The organism is Pseudomonas sp. HMSC065H01 (assembly GCF_001815235.1).
Classification (GTDB): domain Bacteria; phylum Pseudomonadota; class Gammaproteobacteria; order Pseudomonadales; family Pseudomonadaceae; genus Pseudomonas; species Pseudomonas aeruginosa.
Map to the genome: position 1 here is coordinate 37,018 of NZ_KV819843.1, position 15,852 is coordinate 52,869.

The 15,852-nt window shown below is 67.1% G+C and carries 17 protein-coding genes; 5 read left to right on the forward strand and 12 right to left on the reverse strand.

Annotated features, from left to right (window positions below):
• Window positions 1-6: 6 nt before the first annotated feature.
• On the forward strand, window positions 7-348 hold the full coding sequence (locus HMPREF3014_RS04420) for a YceK/YidQ family lipoprotein (RefSeq protein WP_003098676.1): 342 nt from the start codon (window positions 7-9) through the stop codon (window positions 346-348).
• 1 nt (window position 349) lies between these two features.
• Here HMPREF3014_RS04420 and HMPREF3014_RS04425 read toward each other — a convergent pair whose 3' ends face one another.
• The gene (locus tag HMPREF3014_RS04425) at window positions 350-1,276 is read right to left on the reverse strand and encodes a LysR family transcriptional regulator (protein WP_003091833.1); all 927 of its coding nucleotides are present in this window, start codon (window positions 1,274-1,276) and stop codon (window positions 350-352) included.
• A 274-nt stretch (window positions 1,277-1,550) separates the two neighbouring features.
• Between HMPREF3014_RS04425 and fpr the strand changes: the two genes are divergently transcribed.
• On the forward strand, window positions 1,551-2,327 hold the full coding sequence (gene fpr, locus HMPREF3014_RS04430; protein WP_003091832.1) for a ferredoxin-NADP reductase: 777 nt from the start codon (window positions 1,551-1,553) through the stop codon (window positions 2,325-2,327).
• Window positions 2,328-2,409: 82 nt separating this feature from the next.
• On the opposite strand, the gene HMPREF3014_RS04435 is transcribed toward fpr, so the two are convergent.
• The 7 genes from HMPREF3014_RS04435 to HMPREF3014_RS04465 form a co-directional block, all read right to left on the reverse strand.
• Window positions 2,410-2,946, reverse strand: a complete 537-nt coding sequence (locus tag HMPREF3014_RS04435) for a nitrous oxide reductase accessory protein NosL (RefSeq protein WP_003091829.1) — start codon at window positions 2,944-2,946, stop codon at window positions 2,410-2,412.
• Between the two features lie 16 nt (window positions 2,947-2,962).
• A complete protein-coding gene (locus tag HMPREF3014_RS04440) occupies window positions 2,963-3,790 on the reverse strand; it encodes an ABC transporter permease (RefSeq protein ID WP_003091826.1) in 828 nt (275 codons plus the stop codon).
• Complete coding sequence (locus tag HMPREF3014_RS04445) at window positions 3,781-4,695, reverse strand: ABC transporter ATP-binding protein (protein WP_009876860.1); 915 nt, start codon at window positions 4,693-4,695, stop codon at window positions 3,781-3,783. Before HMPREF3014_RS04445 ends, HMPREF3014_RS04440 begins: the two co-directional genes overlap by 10 nt.
• Window positions 4,692-5,978 carry a nitrous oxide reductase family maturation protein NosD gene (locus tag HMPREF3014_RS04450; protein ID WP_009876859.1) on the reverse strand — a complete coding sequence of 429 codons (1,287 nt, stop codon included), beginning with the start codon at window positions 5,976-5,978 and terminating at the stop codon, window positions 4,692-4,694. Before HMPREF3014_RS04450 ends, HMPREF3014_RS04445 begins: the two co-directional genes overlap by 4 nt.
• On the reverse strand, window positions 5,975-7,885 hold the full coding sequence (gene nosZ / locus HMPREF3014_RS04455; protein ID WP_003098686.1) for a TAT-dependent nitrous-oxide reductase: 1,911 nt from the start codon (window positions 7,883-7,885) through the stop codon (window positions 5,975-5,977). Before nosZ ends, HMPREF3014_RS04450 begins: the two co-directional genes overlap by 4 nt.
• 42 nt (window positions 7,886-7,927) lie before the next feature.
• Entirely contained in the window at window positions 7,928-10,075 is a 2,148-nt protein-coding gene (gene nosR, locus HMPREF3014_RS04460; protein WP_023087126.1) for a transcriptional regulator NosR, read from the reverse strand.
• A gap of 227 nt (window positions 10,076-10,302) precedes the next feature.
• The gene (locus tag HMPREF3014_RS04465; protein ID WP_003098688.1) at window positions 10,303-10,716 is read right to left on the reverse strand and encodes a VOC family protein; all 414 of its coding nucleotides are present in this window, start codon (window positions 10,714-10,716) and stop codon (window positions 10,303-10,305) included.
• 60 nt (window positions 10,717-10,776) lie between these two features.
• Between HMPREF3014_RS04465 and HMPREF3014_RS04470 the strand changes: the two genes are divergently transcribed.
• Window positions 10,777-11,079 (forward strand): heme-binding protein, encoded by a 303-nt coding sequence (locus tag HMPREF3014_RS04470; RefSeq protein ID WP_003098690.1) that lies wholly within the window; start codon window positions 10,777-10,779, stop codon window positions 11,077-11,079.
• Between the two features lie 6 nt (window positions 11,080-11,085).
• Here the strand turns inward: HMPREF3014_RS04470 and tsaA are convergent, their stop codons facing one another.
• From tsaA to amrZ, 4 genes are all read right to left on the reverse strand, one after another.
• Window positions 11,086-11,781: a tRNA (N6-threonylcarbamoyladenosine(37)-N6)-methyltransferase TrmO gene (gene tsaA / locus HMPREF3014_RS04475; RefSeq protein WP_003119612.1), complete on the reverse strand. Its 696-nt coding sequence runs from the start codon at window positions 11,779-11,781 to the stop codon at window positions 11,086-11,088.
• Between the two features lie 52 nt (window positions 11,782-11,833).
• Window positions 11,834-12,604: a 3-oxoacyl-ACP reductase RhlG gene (gene rhlG, locus HMPREF3014_RS04480; protein WP_003117561.1), complete on the reverse strand. Its 771-nt coding sequence runs from the start codon at window positions 12,602-12,604 to the stop codon at window positions 11,834-11,836.
• Window positions 12,605-12,701: 97 nt separating this feature from the next.
• Window positions 12,702-13,067 (reverse strand): DUF2784 domain-containing protein, encoded by a 366-nt coding sequence (locus HMPREF3014_RS04485; protein ID WP_009876857.1) that lies wholly within the window; start codon window positions 13,065-13,067, stop codon window positions 12,702-12,704.
• A 153-nt stretch (window positions 13,068-13,220) separates the two neighbouring features.
• Entirely contained in the window at window positions 13,221-13,547 is a 327-nt protein-coding gene (gene amrZ, locus HMPREF3014_RS04490) for a transcriptional regulator AmrZ (protein WP_003091802.1), read from the reverse strand.
• Between the two features lie 360 nt (window positions 13,548-13,907).
• Here amrZ and phnC point away from each other — a divergent pair, with 360 nt between their 5' ends.
• Together phnC and phnD are read left to right on the forward strand one after the other, a co-directional pair.
• Window positions 13,908-14,744 (forward strand): phosphonate ABC transporter ATP-binding protein, encoded by an 837-nt coding sequence (gene phnC, locus HMPREF3014_RS04495; protein WP_003098696.1) that lies wholly within the window; start codon window positions 13,908-13,910, stop codon window positions 14,742-14,744.
• Between the two features lie 52 nt (window positions 14,745-14,796).
• Window positions 14,797-15,801: a phosphonate ABC transporter substrate-binding protein gene (phnD, locus tag HMPREF3014_RS04500; protein ID WP_003091795.1), complete on the forward strand. Its 1,005-nt coding sequence runs from the start codon at window positions 14,797-14,799 to the stop codon at window positions 15,799-15,801.
• Window positions 15,802-15,852 lie beyond the last annotated feature (51 nt).

The following is a 15,852-nucleotide window of genomic DNA, read 5'->3' on the forward strand; positions in this document are numbered from 1 at the left end:
GAAGGAATGTTTCGTTCGGGGCTTTCTTTGCTGGTGCTTCTGGGGCTCGCCACGCTCGGCGGGTGCGGTTCCGTCAACACGCTGGTGCGCGACGACGCCAGCGCCGCCCACGACCTGCGCCTGAAGGCGACCGCCTGCACCAGCCTGCCGCGGGTGTACAGCGGGGTCAGCTACACCTTCTGCCGGCTCAACGTGAAGACCGGGTCGCCGGTGGCGCCGGCGCAAGCCGACGGCATCCTCGAGGTGCTGGCCCTCGACTTCGCGCTGTCCGGGGTGATCGACACCCTCGCGCTGCCCTATACCTCGTACCGCCAGTACCGCGACGGCAACCTGTCCCTGGCCAACTGAGTCAGGGAATCAGCGGCAGCACGATCTCGTCGCTGCGGCTGATCCCGGCGGTCTCGCTGCGGCACAGGTCGAGGAACTCGCGCATGGTCGCGGTCTGGTACTTCTGCTTGTGCCAGATGAAGTAGAACTGCCGGCGCAGGTCCAGGCCGGGCGTTTCCACCGGCACCAGGCTGCCGCGGCGGAAAGCGTCGCGCAGGGCCAGGCGGGAAATGCAGCCGATGCCCAGGCCGGACTCCACGGCACGCTTGATCGCCTCGGTGTGCTCCAGCTCCAGGCGGATGTTCAGCGGCCGCGGGTGATGACGCATGGCCTGGTCGAAGGTCAGGCGGGTGCCGGAGCCCTGCTCGCGGAGGATCCAGGCCTCCCGCGTCAGCCGTTCCAGGTCGGCGCCGCCCCGCCGCGCCAGCGGATGCTGGGGGGCGCAGAACACCACCAGTTCGTCCTCCATCCAGGGTTGCACCTCGATGTCCGGATGCCGGCAGTCGCCCTCGATCAGGCCCAGGTCCAGCTCGTAGTGGGCGACCTGCTGCACCACCTGGGCGGTGTTGTGCACGTGCAGGCGCACCCGGCAGTCCGGCTGGCGCTGCATGAAGGCGCCGATCAGCAGCGTGGCCAGGTAGTTGCCGATGGTCAGGGTGGCACCGAGGTCGAGGGAGCCGAAGGCGGTCTTGCCGTTGAGCAGGTTCTCGATTTCCTCGCCGCGGTCGAGCAGCGCCACCGCCTGCGGCAGCAGTTGGCGGCCGAGGGCATTGAGGGTCAGGCGCTTGCCGGCGCGGTCGAACAGCTTGCAGTCGAACTGCCGCTCCAGCTCGCCGAGCGAGGTGCTGGTCGCCGACTGCGACAGCGACAGCCCCTCGGCGGCGCGGGAGACGCTCTCCTGCTGGGCCACGGCGACGAACACCTCGAGCTGGCGGAGGGTGAATTTCATCCAGGCTTCCTCGTCTAGAGCGAAAGGCCCCCGCGACATTTTGCCGTTCCGTCGGCGGGGTTGGCTCGGTTATCCTTGCGCCCCGTCCGCGGGAGCGATGGGAGCCCTCGGCGGCCGGCGGCCGACCGATATCGTGTTATCCCATATCCATATTCTGGATAAGCATTATCCAGACAATTCATTTTGCGGATATTTTGGCAACCGATAAAATGCCGCGCAACTGCGTCACGTCTGCTGCTGTTGGTGTGCGCCCGCGTTTTCCTAGGAGTCTTTGATGAGCAATCTGTACACCGAGCGCGTTCTCAGCGTGCACCACTGGAACGACACCCTGTTCAGCTTCAAGACCACCCGCAACCCGGGTCTGCGCTTCAAGACCGGCCAGTTCGTGATGATCGGCCTGGAAGTCGACGGTCGCCCGCTGATGCGCGCCTACAGCATTGCCAGCCCGAACTACGAAGAGCACCTGGAGTTCTTCAGCATCAAGGTCCCGGACGGCCCGCTGACCTCGCGCCTGCAGCACCTGAAGGAAGGCGACGAGCTGATGGTCAGCCGCAAGCCGACCGGCACCCTGGTGCACGACGACCTGCTGCCCGGCAAGCACCTCTACCTGCTCAGCACCGGCACCGGCATGGCGCCCTTCCTCAGCGTGATCCAGGACCCGGAAACCTACGAGCGCTACGAGAAGGTGATCCTGGTCCACGGCGTGCGCTGGGTCAGCGAACTGGCCTACGCCGACTTCATCACCAAGGTCCTGCCGGAACACGAGTACTTCGGCGACCAGGTGAAAGAGAAGCTGATCTACTACCCGCTGGTGACCCGCGAGCCGTTCCGCAACCAGGGCCGCCAGACCGACCTGATGCGCAGCGGCAAGCTGTTCGAGGACATCGGCCTGCCGCCGATGAATCCGCAGGACGACCGTGCGATGATCTGCGGCAGCCCGAGCATGCTGGAAGAGACCAGCGCCGTGCTCGACAGCTTCGGCCTGAAGATCTCGCCGCGCATGGGCGAGCCGGGCGACTACCTGATCGAGCGCGCCTTCGTCGAGAAGTAGGCCTCCGCCGCGCCTCGTCGCGCCAGGCGAAGAAAGCCCCTGCCGTATCCGCGGCAGGGGCTTTCTGCTTTCCGGCCCACGCTCAGTGCGCCGGGTGCCGGTGCGGGTGGTCGCCGCCCACGCCTTGCAGCACCGCCTGGTCGATCTCGTCGAAGCGCAGTACCCGGCCGCCTTCCTCGGCCGCCAGGCGCGTCGCGGCCTCTTCGTCGGCGAACGAGGCGAGGGTGGCGCCCATGCCGCCCGGCCGCTGGATGCCGACCACGTAGTAGGCGCGGGTGGCGTCGATCAGGCGGGCGTCGTCGGGGTGCCGCCAGTCGGCCTGGCTCATGTCGTGGACATACAGGCGCGCCTGGCCCTGGCGGTTTTCCGGTTGCAGCCACCAGCCGAACAGTTCGGCGGTGGAGCAGAACTTGCGCACCGCGCCGGGAAGCACCGCCTCGCCCTTGGGACCGGGCATTTCCTCGATGAGCATGCCGCAGACGTGGCATTCGTCGCCGCTGGCGATCGGCACCGGGCCGAGTGCCGTGGCGTCGTCCCGCGACGCATCGCAGCCGGCCAGCAGCAGGCCGAGCAGGAGCGTGCCGAGCAGAGGGCGCAGGGGGAGGGTATGACGTTGCATGGCGGAACCTCGTGAGTCAGATGGGGCGGCGGCGGAACAGGCCGTGGGCCAGCGCCAGGGCAGCGCCGGCCCAGAGGGCCAGGGCCAGCCAGAGGGCGCTGGCGGACACCGGCAGGTCGCTGGCCAGGGGAACCACCCCGCCGGCGGCGGCTGCGTCGAAGCCGGACAGGTTGATCAGCCGGTAGAGGTCGGTCGGGTTGAGCAGCAACAGCCAGGGCAGCAGCCGCGGGCTCAGGTGACCCTGGCTGAGGACCAGGATCGCCAGCAGGGCCAGGTCGAACAGCAGGACGAAGAAGAACCACAGGCCGAGCGCCTGCCCGGCGGCGCTGGATTTCTCGCTGGCGCGGCTGCTCAGGGCGTAGGCCAGGGCGAGGAACACGCAGCCGAGCAGCAGCGAGGAACCCATGAAGCGGCCGAAGGCGCCCAGCAGGATGGCCGCCTCGACCTCCGGCACCAGCACGAGGATCGCCAGCGCCGCGCTGCCGAAGCCGATCAGGGTGGCCAGGGCGAGGATCAGGCCGTGACCGAGGAACTTGCCGAGCAGCAACTGGCCGCGCCCCAGCGGGTAGGTCAGGAGCAGCAGCAGGGTGCCGCCTTCCTCCTCGCCGACGATGGCGTCGTAGGCCAGCAGCAGGGCGATCAGCGGCATCAGGAAGGTGGCCAGGCTGGTCAGGCTGGCGACCGTCGCCGGCACCGAGGTGAAGCCGACCTGGCCGGCCGCGGCGGCGCCGAACCAGGCGATGCCCACCGAGAGCAGGGCGAACAGCAGGCTGATCGCCAGCAGCCAGCGATTGCGCAGGCCGTCGGCCAGTTCCTTGCGGGCGATGGTCCAGACTACGGGCATGGCGTGGCTCCGGCGGGGGCGGGGGACATGTGGTGGCGATAGAGGTCCTCCAGCGACGGCGGCAGGACCTCCAGGTCGAACTCGCGCGCGGCCAGCAGCGCTTCCAGCACGCCGTCGCGCTCGGCATCGTCCAGCAGTACCTCGATGCGCTGGCCATCCAGTCTCCGCGCCGCCAGGCCGGCCCGGTGCCAGCGTTCGAGCCACTGCGGGTTATGCGGGCTGGCCAGGCGCACGCGGGTCGGCAGAGCCGCCTTGCGGCGCAATTCGGCGAGGCTGCCGGCCACTTGCAGGCGGCCGCCGGCGAGAATCGCGGCGCGGTCGATGTGCGTCTCGACGCCGGGCAGCACATGGGAGCAAAGGACGATCCCGGTGCCCTGGCCGCGCAGGCGGTCGAGCAATTGGTAGAGCTCGACGGTGGCCAGCGGGTCGAGGCCCACCGTCGGTTCGTCGAGCAGCAGCAGGCGCGGTTCGCCGAGCAGCGCCTGGGCCAGGCCGAGGCGCTGGCGCATGCCCTTCGAGTAGGTTTTCAGGCGCCGCCTGGCGGCATGGCCGAGGCCGACCTGTTCCAGCAGGCGCGCGGCTTCGGCCGGCGCCACGCCCTTGAGGCGGGCGAAGTGGCGCAGGGTTTCCGCGCCGCTGAGCTGCGGGTAGAAGGTCACGTTCTCCGGCAGGTAGCCGAGCTGGCGGCGCGCCTCCAGGCTCCTCGCATCGTGGCCGAGGACCCGCACGCGGCCTTCGCTGGGGGCCAGCAGGCCGAGGACCAGCTTGATGGTGGTGGTCTTGCCGGCGCCGTTGTGGCCGAGCAGGCCGAGCACCTCGCCGGGCTCCAGGCGCAGGTCGAGCCCGCTCAGGGCGGTGAGGGCGCCGTAGCGCAGGGTCGCGCCGTCGATCTCGACCAGGCTCACGGCCTCGGCTCCGCGGCGGGCATCCGCATCAGCGGATGGCTGTCGCGCACGCCGGGCGAGCGCACCACCGGGAAGGCGCGCTGGACCCAGCGCAGCAGCTCGATGCTCGGGCTGTTCAACAGCAGGCGTACCTGCGGGTACAGCCAGATCAGCCGGTCGACGTTGTCGTTGGGCTCGTAGGCGACGTCGCCGAGACCGTCGTCGTCGCGGTCCCAGCCCAGGTAGTCGCTCCAGTAGTTGCCGCGGCCGTCGGCGGACCACTCCTGCTCGCGGCTGGCGACGTACTTGACCTGCTGGCGGTTGCCTATGAAGGCGTTGCCGGCGATGCGATTGTCCTCCGAGCCGGCGGTGAGGTGGATGCCCAGGGCGCTGTCGGCGAAGCTGTTGCCTTCGATGCGGTTGAACAGCGAGTTGTAGATGAACAGCGCCTTGCCCTCGGCGCCGGAAATCATCGCGTCGCCGGTGCTGCCGCTGCGCACGCCCTCGACGCGGTTGCCGGCCAGGGTCGAGTAGGTGATGTAGTTCATCAGGATGCCGTAGTTCTCGTCGTCGATGGAGCGGTTGCCGGTCACGGTCAGCTTGCGGCTCTGCATCAGCGCGTAGCCGGTGCGGGTGCGCCGGGTCAGGTTGTCGGTCACCCGGCTGTTGTGGGTGAACATGTAGTGCACGCCGTAGCGCAGGTCCTCGAAGCGGTTGGCTTCGATGCTGCTGTCGTTGGAGGTGTCGATGTAGACCCCGTCGCGGGTGTGGCTGACCCGGTTGCCGCGGACCAGGGCGTCCTTCACCGCATAGAGGTGGATGCCGTTGCCGCGATCCTGGGAGCGCACGCTTTCGTCGCCCTCGATGCGGTTGTCGAGCACCTGCGCGCCCGCCGTGGCGTCGAGCCAGACGCCGAAGCCCGCGCCGCGCAGGTCGTTGCCGCGGATCACGGCGCCGCTGGCGGCCTTGCCGACGAAGATCGCGGCGTCGAGTTCGGTCAGGTTGCGCCCCCAGTTGCGCAGCCGGCAGCCCTCGATGGTGATCCCGGGGCTGGTCAGGGTCAGCAGGCTGCCGTGGCCGCCGCCGTCCAGTTCGGCGCCGGCCTCGCAGCGCAGGTGCAGCGGTCGGTCGATGACGAAGTTGCCGGCGTAGCGGCCCGCCGCCAGGCTCCAGCGGCCATCGCCGTCGGCCCGCAGCGGCAGGCCGTCGACCGGCTCCGCGCGGGCCGTGGCGAGGCCGAGCAGGAGCAGGGCGAGGAGCGGCCCCGCCTGGCGCCCGGCCAGCGACCGCGCTGCGTGGATCAAGCCTTTTCCACCAGCATCCGCCCGCACATTTCCATGTGCAGGGCGTGGCAGAACCAGCTGCAGTAGTACCAGTGCACCCCGGGCTTATCGGCGACGAAGGTGATCGACGAGGTCTGTTGCGGGCTGATCTCCATGCAGACGCCGTGGTTGACCATGACGAAGCCGTGGGTCACGTCCTCGATCTCGTCGAGGTTGGTGATGGTCACGGTGACTTCGTCGCCCTGCTTCACCTTGAACTCGGTGAGGCCGAAGGAGGGCGCCATCGAGACCATGTAGACGCGGACCTTGTTGCCCTCGCGGATGACCTTGTTGTCCTTCATCAGGTCGATGCCGTCCTTTTCCGCGCGCTTGACCGTCTCGGCGAAGAACGGGTCCTTGCGGTCCCAGATCTTGCGGGTCTTGATCTGGTCGCGGCGGGCGAGGATGCAATCGTGCGGTTCGGCGAAGGTCGGGCCGTCGTGGACCAGTTTCATCTCCTCGCCGGAAATGTCGATCAACTGGTCGTTCTCCGGGTGCAGCGGACCGGTGGGCAGGAAGCGGTCCTTGGAGAACTTGCTGAGCACCACGATCCACTTGCCGTCGGCTTCGCTGGTCTCGCACAGGGTGGCGTGGTTGTGCCCCGGCTGGTACTGCACGTCGAGCTTCTGGCGGATGTAGTCGACCTTCTCGCCCTTGTAGGCGCGCACCGCGTCGGCCAGGTTCCACTTCACCAACTGGCTGTCGATGAACAGCGTGGTATAGGCGTTGCCTCGGCCATCGAAAGTGGTGTGCAGCGGGCCGAGGCCCAGTTCCGGCTCGCCCACCACCACGTCGCGCGGGTCGGCCAGCTTGCCGGCGAACAGGTCGCCGAGGCGCTCGATGGCGATCATGGTGCAGGTCGGCGAGAGCTTGCCGTTGGCGATGAAGTACTTGCCGTCCGGCGAGGTGTTCAGCCCGTGGGGGTTCTTCGGTACCGGGATGTAGCGGGTCACCGGGCTGTCCTTGCCGTCCTTGCGCCGGCCGTCGACCACCGGCACCTTCGAGTCGCCGAGGGTGACGAAGCGCTTCGCCTTGATCTCGGCCTCGATGCGCGGGATGTCGAACACCACCACCCAGTCGCGCTCGTTGCGCATCATGCCGCCGAGGTCGACGGCCTTTTCCGAGTTGTAGCAGGTGGAGGCGGCGAACCTGCCGCTGTAGTCCATGTCGGTGTTGTCGAGGTTGCCGTCGACGATCACCTGCCAGGCCACTTCCATGGTCTCGGCGTCGATGGCGTTGTACAGGGTGAAGGCGTTGTCGCCGGACAGGTCGAAGGTCGAGCCGTCGTTGGGATGGGGGATGATGAACTCGGCGTTGCAGAACACGTAGCGGGTATGCGGCACCTTTTGCAGGCGCAGGCCGTGGATCGCCTGGACGTTGGGAATGGTGACGATGCGGTCGCATTTCATGACGTCCAGGCGGATGCGCGCGACCCGGCTGTTGGCCTTGTCGTTGATGAACAGGTACTTGCCGTCGTACTTGCCGTCGGTCATCGAGATGTGCGGATGGTGGCAGTCGCCGTTGAGGAAGCGCGCGCTGTCGCCGAGGACCCGCTTGCTCTCGTTGGTCAGGCCCCAGCCGGTGGCCGAGTCGACGTTGAACACCGGTATGCGCATCAGCTCGCGCATCGACGGCACGCCGAGCACGCGTACTTCGCCGGAATGTCCGCCGCTCCAGAACCCGTAGTACTCATCCAGTTCGCCGGGGGCGACCTCGGCCTTGCTGCGCTCGCCCTTGCCCGCGGCCCGGGCCTCGCGGCCGACCACCGCGCTGCCCAGGGCGCTGGCGCCAACCAGGGCGGCGGCTCCGGTCAGCGCCGAGGCGCCGAGGAAGCCGCGGCGGTTCAGGCCGTGGGTTTCTTCGTGGGGGCTTTTCGTGTCGTCGCTCATCTCGTGTCGTCCTCAAGGGCAGTCAGGGGAAAGGGAGCCAGGTCAGAGGTTCTCCGCGGGTATCCGCGCGTTGTCCGCCGGCGCGCTCTTCGCGCGCTTCTTGCGCTTGTTCACCAGCGGCGGGCACTTGTCCTGGTCGTGGTAGGTCATCTGGCAGTCGAGGCAGTAGTGGCATTCGTTGGCCTCGATGCGGCCGTCGGGATGGATCGCCTGGATCTCGCATTCGCGGGCACAGAGCTGGCAGGGCCTGCCGCATTCCGCGCGGCGCTTGAGCCAGTCGAATAGGCGCGCCTTGGCCGGGATCGCCAGGGCCGCGCCCAGCGGGCAGAGGTAGCGGCAATAGACCTTGCGGGTGAACAGGTTGACCGCCAGCAGCGCGACGGCGTAGGCGACGAACCACCACTGGCGGTCGAAGCCGAGGGTGATGGCGGTCTTGAACGGCTCCACCTCCGCGGCCTGCTCGGCCAGCGCCAGGGATTCCAGGGAGAGACCGAAGAGCACCAGCAGGATGATGTACTTGATCGCCCAGAGCCGCTCGTGCACGGCGAACGGCACCTGGAACTGCGGCACGCGGAGCTTGCGCGCGAGTTCGTTGAGCAGTTCCTGTAGCGCACCGAACGGGCACAGCCAGCCGCAGAACACGCCGCGGCCCCAGAGCAGCAGGCTGGCTGCGGTGAAGGTCCAGAGGATGAACAGCAGCGGATCGCTGAGGAACAGCTCCCAGCGGAAGCCTTCGAACAGCGCGTGGACGAAGGTCAGCACGTTGACCACCGATAGCTGGCCGAGGCTGTACCAGCCCAGGTAGACCAGGGTGAACGCCAGGTAGCCGGTGCGCAGTCGCTGCATCAGGCGCGGCCGTCGCACCAGGCGGTCCTGGAGGAAGAGGATCGCCAGGAGCAGGACGAGGGCGGTACAGAGGACCCCGATCTGGAAACTCTTCTGGTACCAGACCCGCAGCCACAGCGGCCGGGCAGCCTCTTCCAGGGCGGCCAGTTCCTCGGCCGTTGGCTGCGGCCGCTCCAGGTATTCCTCGGGCGTCTGGCAGGCCAGCTCGAAGCTGGTGAATACCCCCGCCACCGGGCCGGTCTGGCGCCGCACGAGCAACTCCAGGGTCCAGGGCGAGCCCGGATCGAAACGCTGGCTGGCGCGGGCGACGAAGATCGCCATCTCGCGGAACTCCGGCATGCCTTCGGCGTAGACGTCCGACAGGCGCTGGTAGTCGAGGTCGCGGAAGCTGATGATGTCGCCGAACTGGCGCAGTTGGACCCGATCGAAGATGCCACCGCGCACGTAGCCGGAACCCTTGAAGGAATACTCGCCGTCGCCGAGCACGACGAAGGCGTATTCGCCTGGCTTCAGCGACGCCATCAGTTCGCGGTACTGGTTGTCGCCGAGCAGGCTGCGGCCCACCGCGGGAGGGTTGAGCAGGGCGCTGTAGAGATCGATGAACGGCTCGTCGCGGTGCGCCGCGTCGGCTTCGCCGATGCCTTCGGCCTCGCTGCCCTTGAAGGCGTCGTCGATCTGCCCGCGACTCAACTGCAGGCGGCGGATCGCGCCGTTGCCGAGTAATTCGCTCCAGCTCGCCGTCGCTGCCGGTTGCTGGCGCACCTGCGCCGGCTTGGGCCGCACATTGCCGCGGTCCTCGATCAGGCCGAGGGAAACCGCCACCGTATGTACGGCGCGCATGACGATCTCGTTGACCACCATCACCGTCACCGTGGCGCCGCTCACCGCGTCGACGGTAACCGCCTGCGGGTCGCTGGAGCGGCCGACCACCACCCGCTGGTCGGCGCGCACGCCGTCGTACCTGGCGCTGAAGGCGTGCAGCTTCTCTTCCGGGATGCCGATCAGCAGGATCGGTTCGTGGTGTTCGAGGACGTAGGCGTCGCGGATAACCGCCTGCGGATCGAGGATCACCTGCAGGTTGATCGGCTTGCCGGAGTAGGCCGGGATGTCGGTGACGCTGAGGGTCTGGAAGGCGTAGCCGAGGGTTTCCTCGCCCTTGCTCAGGCGGCGTACGCCGTAGTCGCCTTCGGGGTCGCCGATCCGCTCGACCGCGGGGAATACCTGGGCGATGCGCAGGCGCTCCAACTCGCTGAGTTCGGCACCCTGGGCGGCGAGGCCGACCAGCAGGAGCATCCAGGCGAAGACACACCGCCACGATCCGGCGGAAAAACGAAGGGCGCGCATAGGTTCCATCTACTACTGGCTACCGGCGAAAAAAGGGACGCCGCGCTGCTGTGGGGTCTGCGCCTGGCGGTGGAATCGCTTCCGTTGCCGGATGCTAGGAGGAGCGGGGGCGGAACGCGCTTGATGAAAGTCAAGAAGTGGAGATGAGGAACAAGCGAGGTTGCTGGCACTCAGTGTACCGAGTCGCCCCTCTCCCTTCAGGGAGAGGGGAGAGGGCTGCCCGAGGCTCAGGCCAGGCGTTGCCCGGATACCGCTGGATGGTACAGCGGCTGCACCTTGTTGCCCGCCGGGTCGAGCAGGTGGAAGCTGCGCGCGCCGTCGCCGTGGTCGAAGGGTTGGTCGAGCAGGGTCACGCCCAGCGCTTTCAGGTAACGGTACCAGGCCTCCAGTTCCTCCACGCTGTCGACGACGAAGCCGTAGTGATCCATGGTCTGCAGGCCGTTGCTGGCAGCGTGGGCGCGGCCAAGGGAAAGGTTGTCGTTGCCGCAGGTGAGATACACCAGGTCTTCGTTGGCGCGGTTCAGCACTTCCATGCCCAGTACGTCGACATAGAAGCGCTCGCATTCTTCCAGGTTGGGCACCAGCAGGGCGAGGTGACGCAGGCCGTTGAGGCGGGAGGGGCGGGCAGGGCGGTCGGACATGGGTTTGCTTCCTTTTTTGTATACAATAATTTTATAAATCTAAAACAAAAGGAAGTTTCCGTGTACTGCATCTTTATCAAGACCCGCCTCAGGCCCGGCTGCGCCGAGGCTTTCATCGATGCCATCCAGGTCAACGCCGCCGCTTCCGTGTCCACCGAGCCCGGCTGCCTGGTGTTCGACGTTTCCCGCGACCGACAGGACCCTGACCTGGTCTATCTCTACGAGGTCTATCGCGATGACGCGGCCTACGAGGCGCACACCCGCACCGCGCATTTCCGCGACAGCCGACCGTTGGTCGAGCCGCTGATCCTCGAACAGGAAGTCTTCGAAAGCGACGCGCTGGCGCTCAATCCGCTGCGCTGAGAAGGCTCAATCGCCGCTGGCGACGTCCAGCACGCGGATCAGGTCCGGGCGCGGGTAGTGCCAATGCACGTCGAGGTCCCACAGGCGCACCCCGTAGCGGCGCCCGGGCTCTGGCTTCTGGTAGGCCGGGCGTGGGTCCTGCGCCAGGCATTGCTCGATCAGCTCGGCTACCGGCTGCCGCAACCGCTGGCCGTGCTCATGGGCCTGGCGCCGCGCCTGCTCGCTCCACTCCACGGCGATGCCCGGCGGCGGCGCGTCGGCGATGCCGTTGCGGGCGTCGGCCACGGCGTCGGCGTAGGGTACGTAGGGCTTGATATCGAGTACCGGGGTGCCGTCGAGCAGGTCGATTCCGGAAAGCCACAGGCGCCCCGCTTCGAAGCCCTCCAGGCGCACCACCGACTGGCCGATGCCGTTCGGCCGATGGGTGGCGCGGGTGGCGAAGACTCCCAGCGAGCGGTTGCCGCCCAGGCGCGGCGGGCGCACCTTCAGTCGCGGCTTGTCTTCCAGGGCCTGGTGGAAGAGGAACAGCAGCCAGACATGGCTGACCTGCTCCAGGCCTTCCAGCGCTTCCACCTGGTCGAACGGCGGCAGCAGTTCCAGGGTCCCCCGCGCCGCCGGCGCGAGCAGCGGCTGGCGCGGGATGGCGAACTTCTCCATGAAGCAGGAGCGGATGTAGCCGATGGGAGAAACGCTGTGGGTCATGGCGGGACGAGGCGAGCGGTCGGGGGCGTCATGTTACCCGGATTGGCGGCGCTCAGAGATGAAAACCGCCGTCGATGGGGATCACGTTGCCGGTCATGTAGGCGCCGGCGGTGCCGGCCAGGCTGATCGCCAGCGCCGCCATCTCCTCCGGGCGACCCCAGCGGCCCATGGGAATCGACGCGCTGTCCGCCTCCAGTGCCTGCGGGTCATTGGCGATGTGACGGGTCATGCGGCTCGGAAAGCGTCCGGGAGCGATCACATTGACATTGATGTGCTCGCCGACCAGTTCCTTCGCCAGCATCCGCGACAGTTGATGCAGCGCGGCCTTGCTCGGCCCGTAGGCATAGGCTTGTTCGCCCATGGCGCTGATGCCCGCCACCGAGCCGATGTTGATCACCCGCGCCGGGTTCTCCGCGCTGGCCGAGCGGCGCAGCAGCGGCAGCAGTTGCTGGATGCAGGAAAACACCGAGGTGACATTGAGCTGCATGACCTTTTCCCAGCCGGACACCGGATAGCTTTCCAGCGCTGCGCCCCAACTGGTGCCGGCGTTGTTCACCAGGATATCCAGCCGCGCGCTGAGTCCGCCGAGCGCCTCCGCCAGGCGCCGGGCACCGGCTTCGCTGGAAAGGTCGGCGGGGATCGCCTGGCAGTCGCCGTAGGCCGAGAGGCGTGTGGCGGTGTCGGCGCAGGCCTCTGCGTCACGTGCGCAGATGAAGACGCGGGCGCCGGCTTCGAGAAGACCCTGGGCGATCATCTGGCCGATGCCGCGGCTGCCGCCGGTGACCAGGGCGACGCGACCGGCGAGACTGAAATAGGGATGCATGGGAATGACTCCGGGCTGGGCAGGGGAGACCAGCCTACGATTCGCCTCGCTGCCGGCGCAGCATTATCCAGGTACGGAATGACGTGGCATCCGTGGCTCAGCGGCTACCGCGGCGATGCCACAGATACAGGTAGGCGATCAGGTTGAGCAGCAGAACGATGGCGCCAAGGATCCACTGCACCGCCGGGGTCAGGCCGGCGGGATAGATCAGCGGCAACAGGTAGTGCTCGACGAAGCCGCCGCTGTAGCCGGCGTCCCCGGCGGCCCGGCGCAGACGATTCTCCAGCGGGGTCAGCGGACAGGGCAGGCCGAGAAACTCCACCGCGCAGCCCCAGGCCACCGCCGGCAGGTGCAGCCAGGCCAGGCGTGGCCAGCGCAACGGCAGCAGGCCGCCGAACAGGACGAACAGGATGAAGCCCAGGTGCAGCCAGACCAGGGCATCGGCGGCCAGGCGATAGCTCATTCGGCTCTCCCTCGTGGCGTTGGAGGGATAACGCCACCGCTACAGGGGCCGGCGGATAACCGCCTTGCGGTTACTCGCCCATGGTTTGGTCATCCATAAAGAAAAAGCCGGCGAATGCCGGCCATTTCAAGCGCTACGCGTGGGCTTCGGCGCTCAGGCCTGGGCCAGCTCCGCATCGTGTGCGATCAGGGCGACCAGCGCGTTCTGCTGACGGTGGGTCAGCTGGCGGAAACGCTGCAGCAGCTCGCGCTCGTGCAGGCTGAGTTCCGGGCTGTCCAGGCGAACACCGAGATTGTCTTGCAGCGCCCCTTCTTGGAGCAGGCTCTGCTCGAGTCGGGCGATGATCTCGGAGTTCATGCTGCGGTGATGGCTGCGAGCGACTTCTGCGATCTGCTCACGCATGCCCTCGGGCAGACGAACGACGAATTTGTCAGCGGTACGGCTGGAGTAGGTAGGAGTTGCCTGTTTCAGTGGGCGCATACATTGAACCTGTAGAGTCAGGGAAAAGCGGTGCCGAGGAAGCGTTCATTGTTCTCGGGCCTATGACCACGATTTCCGCTAGCCGTTCAGTCTGTTATTTCGGAAACAACAATTAGTTGACGTCAATTGTGCGTTGCGTGCCGGCGTTTTGCCAGTACCAGCTATCTGAAATGCGAGCGATTCAGCAAAAGCCTAGTTTTTTACTGGGGGTTGGATGATGGCCTTCTGACCACCGGTCGTTCAAGGGATTGTCACTCGACTGTCATCGTCACTTCACCGGGCTGACACAGTCTCCTTCTATCTTGGTCTACACCAGATGGCGCCGCTGGCGTCTTCGTGCAACCGATTGGAGGGAGAACGATGAGCGCGGTGATCCGTGTCGACAGCCTGAACAAGACCTTTGCCCGCAAGCAGGCGCTTTTCAACCTGAGGCTGGAGATCCAGGCGGGCGAGATGGTGGCGTTGATCGGTGCATCCGGCTCCGGCAAATCCACGCTCCTGCGTCACGTCGCCGGGCTTGCCCGCTGCGACCGCGACAACGGCGGCAGCATCGACGTGCTGGGTCGCCGCCTGCAGGCGTCCGGCCGCCTGAGCGGCGAAGTGCGTCGCCTGCGCGCCGACATCGGCTACATCTTCCAGCAGTTCAACCTGGTCAACCGCCTCAGCGTGCTGGACAACGTCCTGCTCGGCTTCCTCGGTCGCATGCCGCGCTGGCGCGGTTCGCTGGGGCTGTTCAGCGCCGAGCAGAAGCGCCAGGCCCTGGAAGCGCTGGCACGGGTCGGCCTGGCCGATTTCGCCGGGCAGCGCGCCTCGACCCTTTCCGGCGGCCAGCAGCAGCGCGTGGCCATCGCCCGCGCCCTGACCCAGAAGGCCGAGGTGATTCTCGCCGACGAACCGATCGCCTCGCTCGACCCGGAGTCGGCGCGCAAGGTGATGGACATCCTCGCCGATATCAACCGCCACGACGGCAAGACCGTGGTGGTGACCCTGCATCAGGTCGACTACGCGTTGCGCTATTGCCCGCGCGCGGTGGCCCTGAAGGGCGGCCGGATCCTCTTCGACGGCAGCAGCGAGCACCTTTCCGAAGGCTTCCTCAACGAACTCTACGGCGCCGAAGGGGACACCCCGCTGCTGTTTTCCGACCGTGCCCGGCGCGGGGCGGAGAGCCAGCCGGAACTGACCCTCGCGCGCGCCTGACGTCATTCGAACCGCATAAAAACCCGCCAAACCCTGCCCAGGAGTTCTCTCCATGTTGAAACGCTTCAGTCGTGTGCTCGCGGCTTCCGCCCTGCTCGCCGGCTCCCTTGCCGGGATGGCGCACGCCGACCAGCCGGTGATCAATTTCGGGATCATCTCCACCGAGTCGTCGCAGAACCTCAAGAGCATCTGGGAACCCTTCCTCAAGGACATGAGCCAGCAGACCGGCTACCAGGTGAAGGCCTTCTTCGCCCCCGACTACGCCGGGATCATCCAGGGCATGCGTTTCGACAAGGTCGACATCGCCTGGTACGGCAACAAGGCCGCCATGGAAGCGGTGGATCGCGCCCACGGCGAGATCTTCGCCCAGACCGTCGCCGCCAGTGGCGCGCCGGGCTACTGGAGCCTGCTGATCGCCAACAAGGACAGCAAGATCGACAGCGTCGAGGACATGTTGGCGAACGCCAAGAGCCTGACCTTCGGCAACGGCGATCCGAACTCCACGTCCGGCTACCTGGTGCCCGGCTACTACGTGTTCGCCAAGAACAACGTCGACCCGGTCAAGGCTTTCAAGCGCACCCTCAACTCCAGCCATGAGGTCAACGCCCTGGCGGTGGCCAACAAGCAGGTCGACGTCGCCACCTTCAATACCGAGGGCATGGAGCGCCTGGAATTGACCCAGCCGGAGAAGGCCAGGCAGCTCAAGGTGATCTGGAAGTCGCCGCTGATCCCGGGCGACCCGCTGGTGTGGCGCAACAACCTGAGCGACGAGCAGAAGAACAAGCTGCGCGACTTCTTCTTCAAGTACGGCGCCAACGCCGAGCAGAAGAAGGTCCTCGCCGACCTGCAATGGTCGAAGTTCCAGCCCTCCGACGACGACCAGTTGCTGCCGATCCGCCAGCTCGAGCTGTTCAAGCAGCGCACCGACGTGGCGAACAACGCCAACCTCGGCGCCGAGGAGAAGGCCGCCAAGCTGAAGGCCCTCGACGAGGAGCTGGCCAAGCTGGAGAAACGCATGGCCGAGCGCGAGCAGAAAACCGCCGCCAACGCCGGCTGATCCACCCCGGGCGCGGCCGGCGCCGCGCCCCACCCGATTCGCCAATACCGC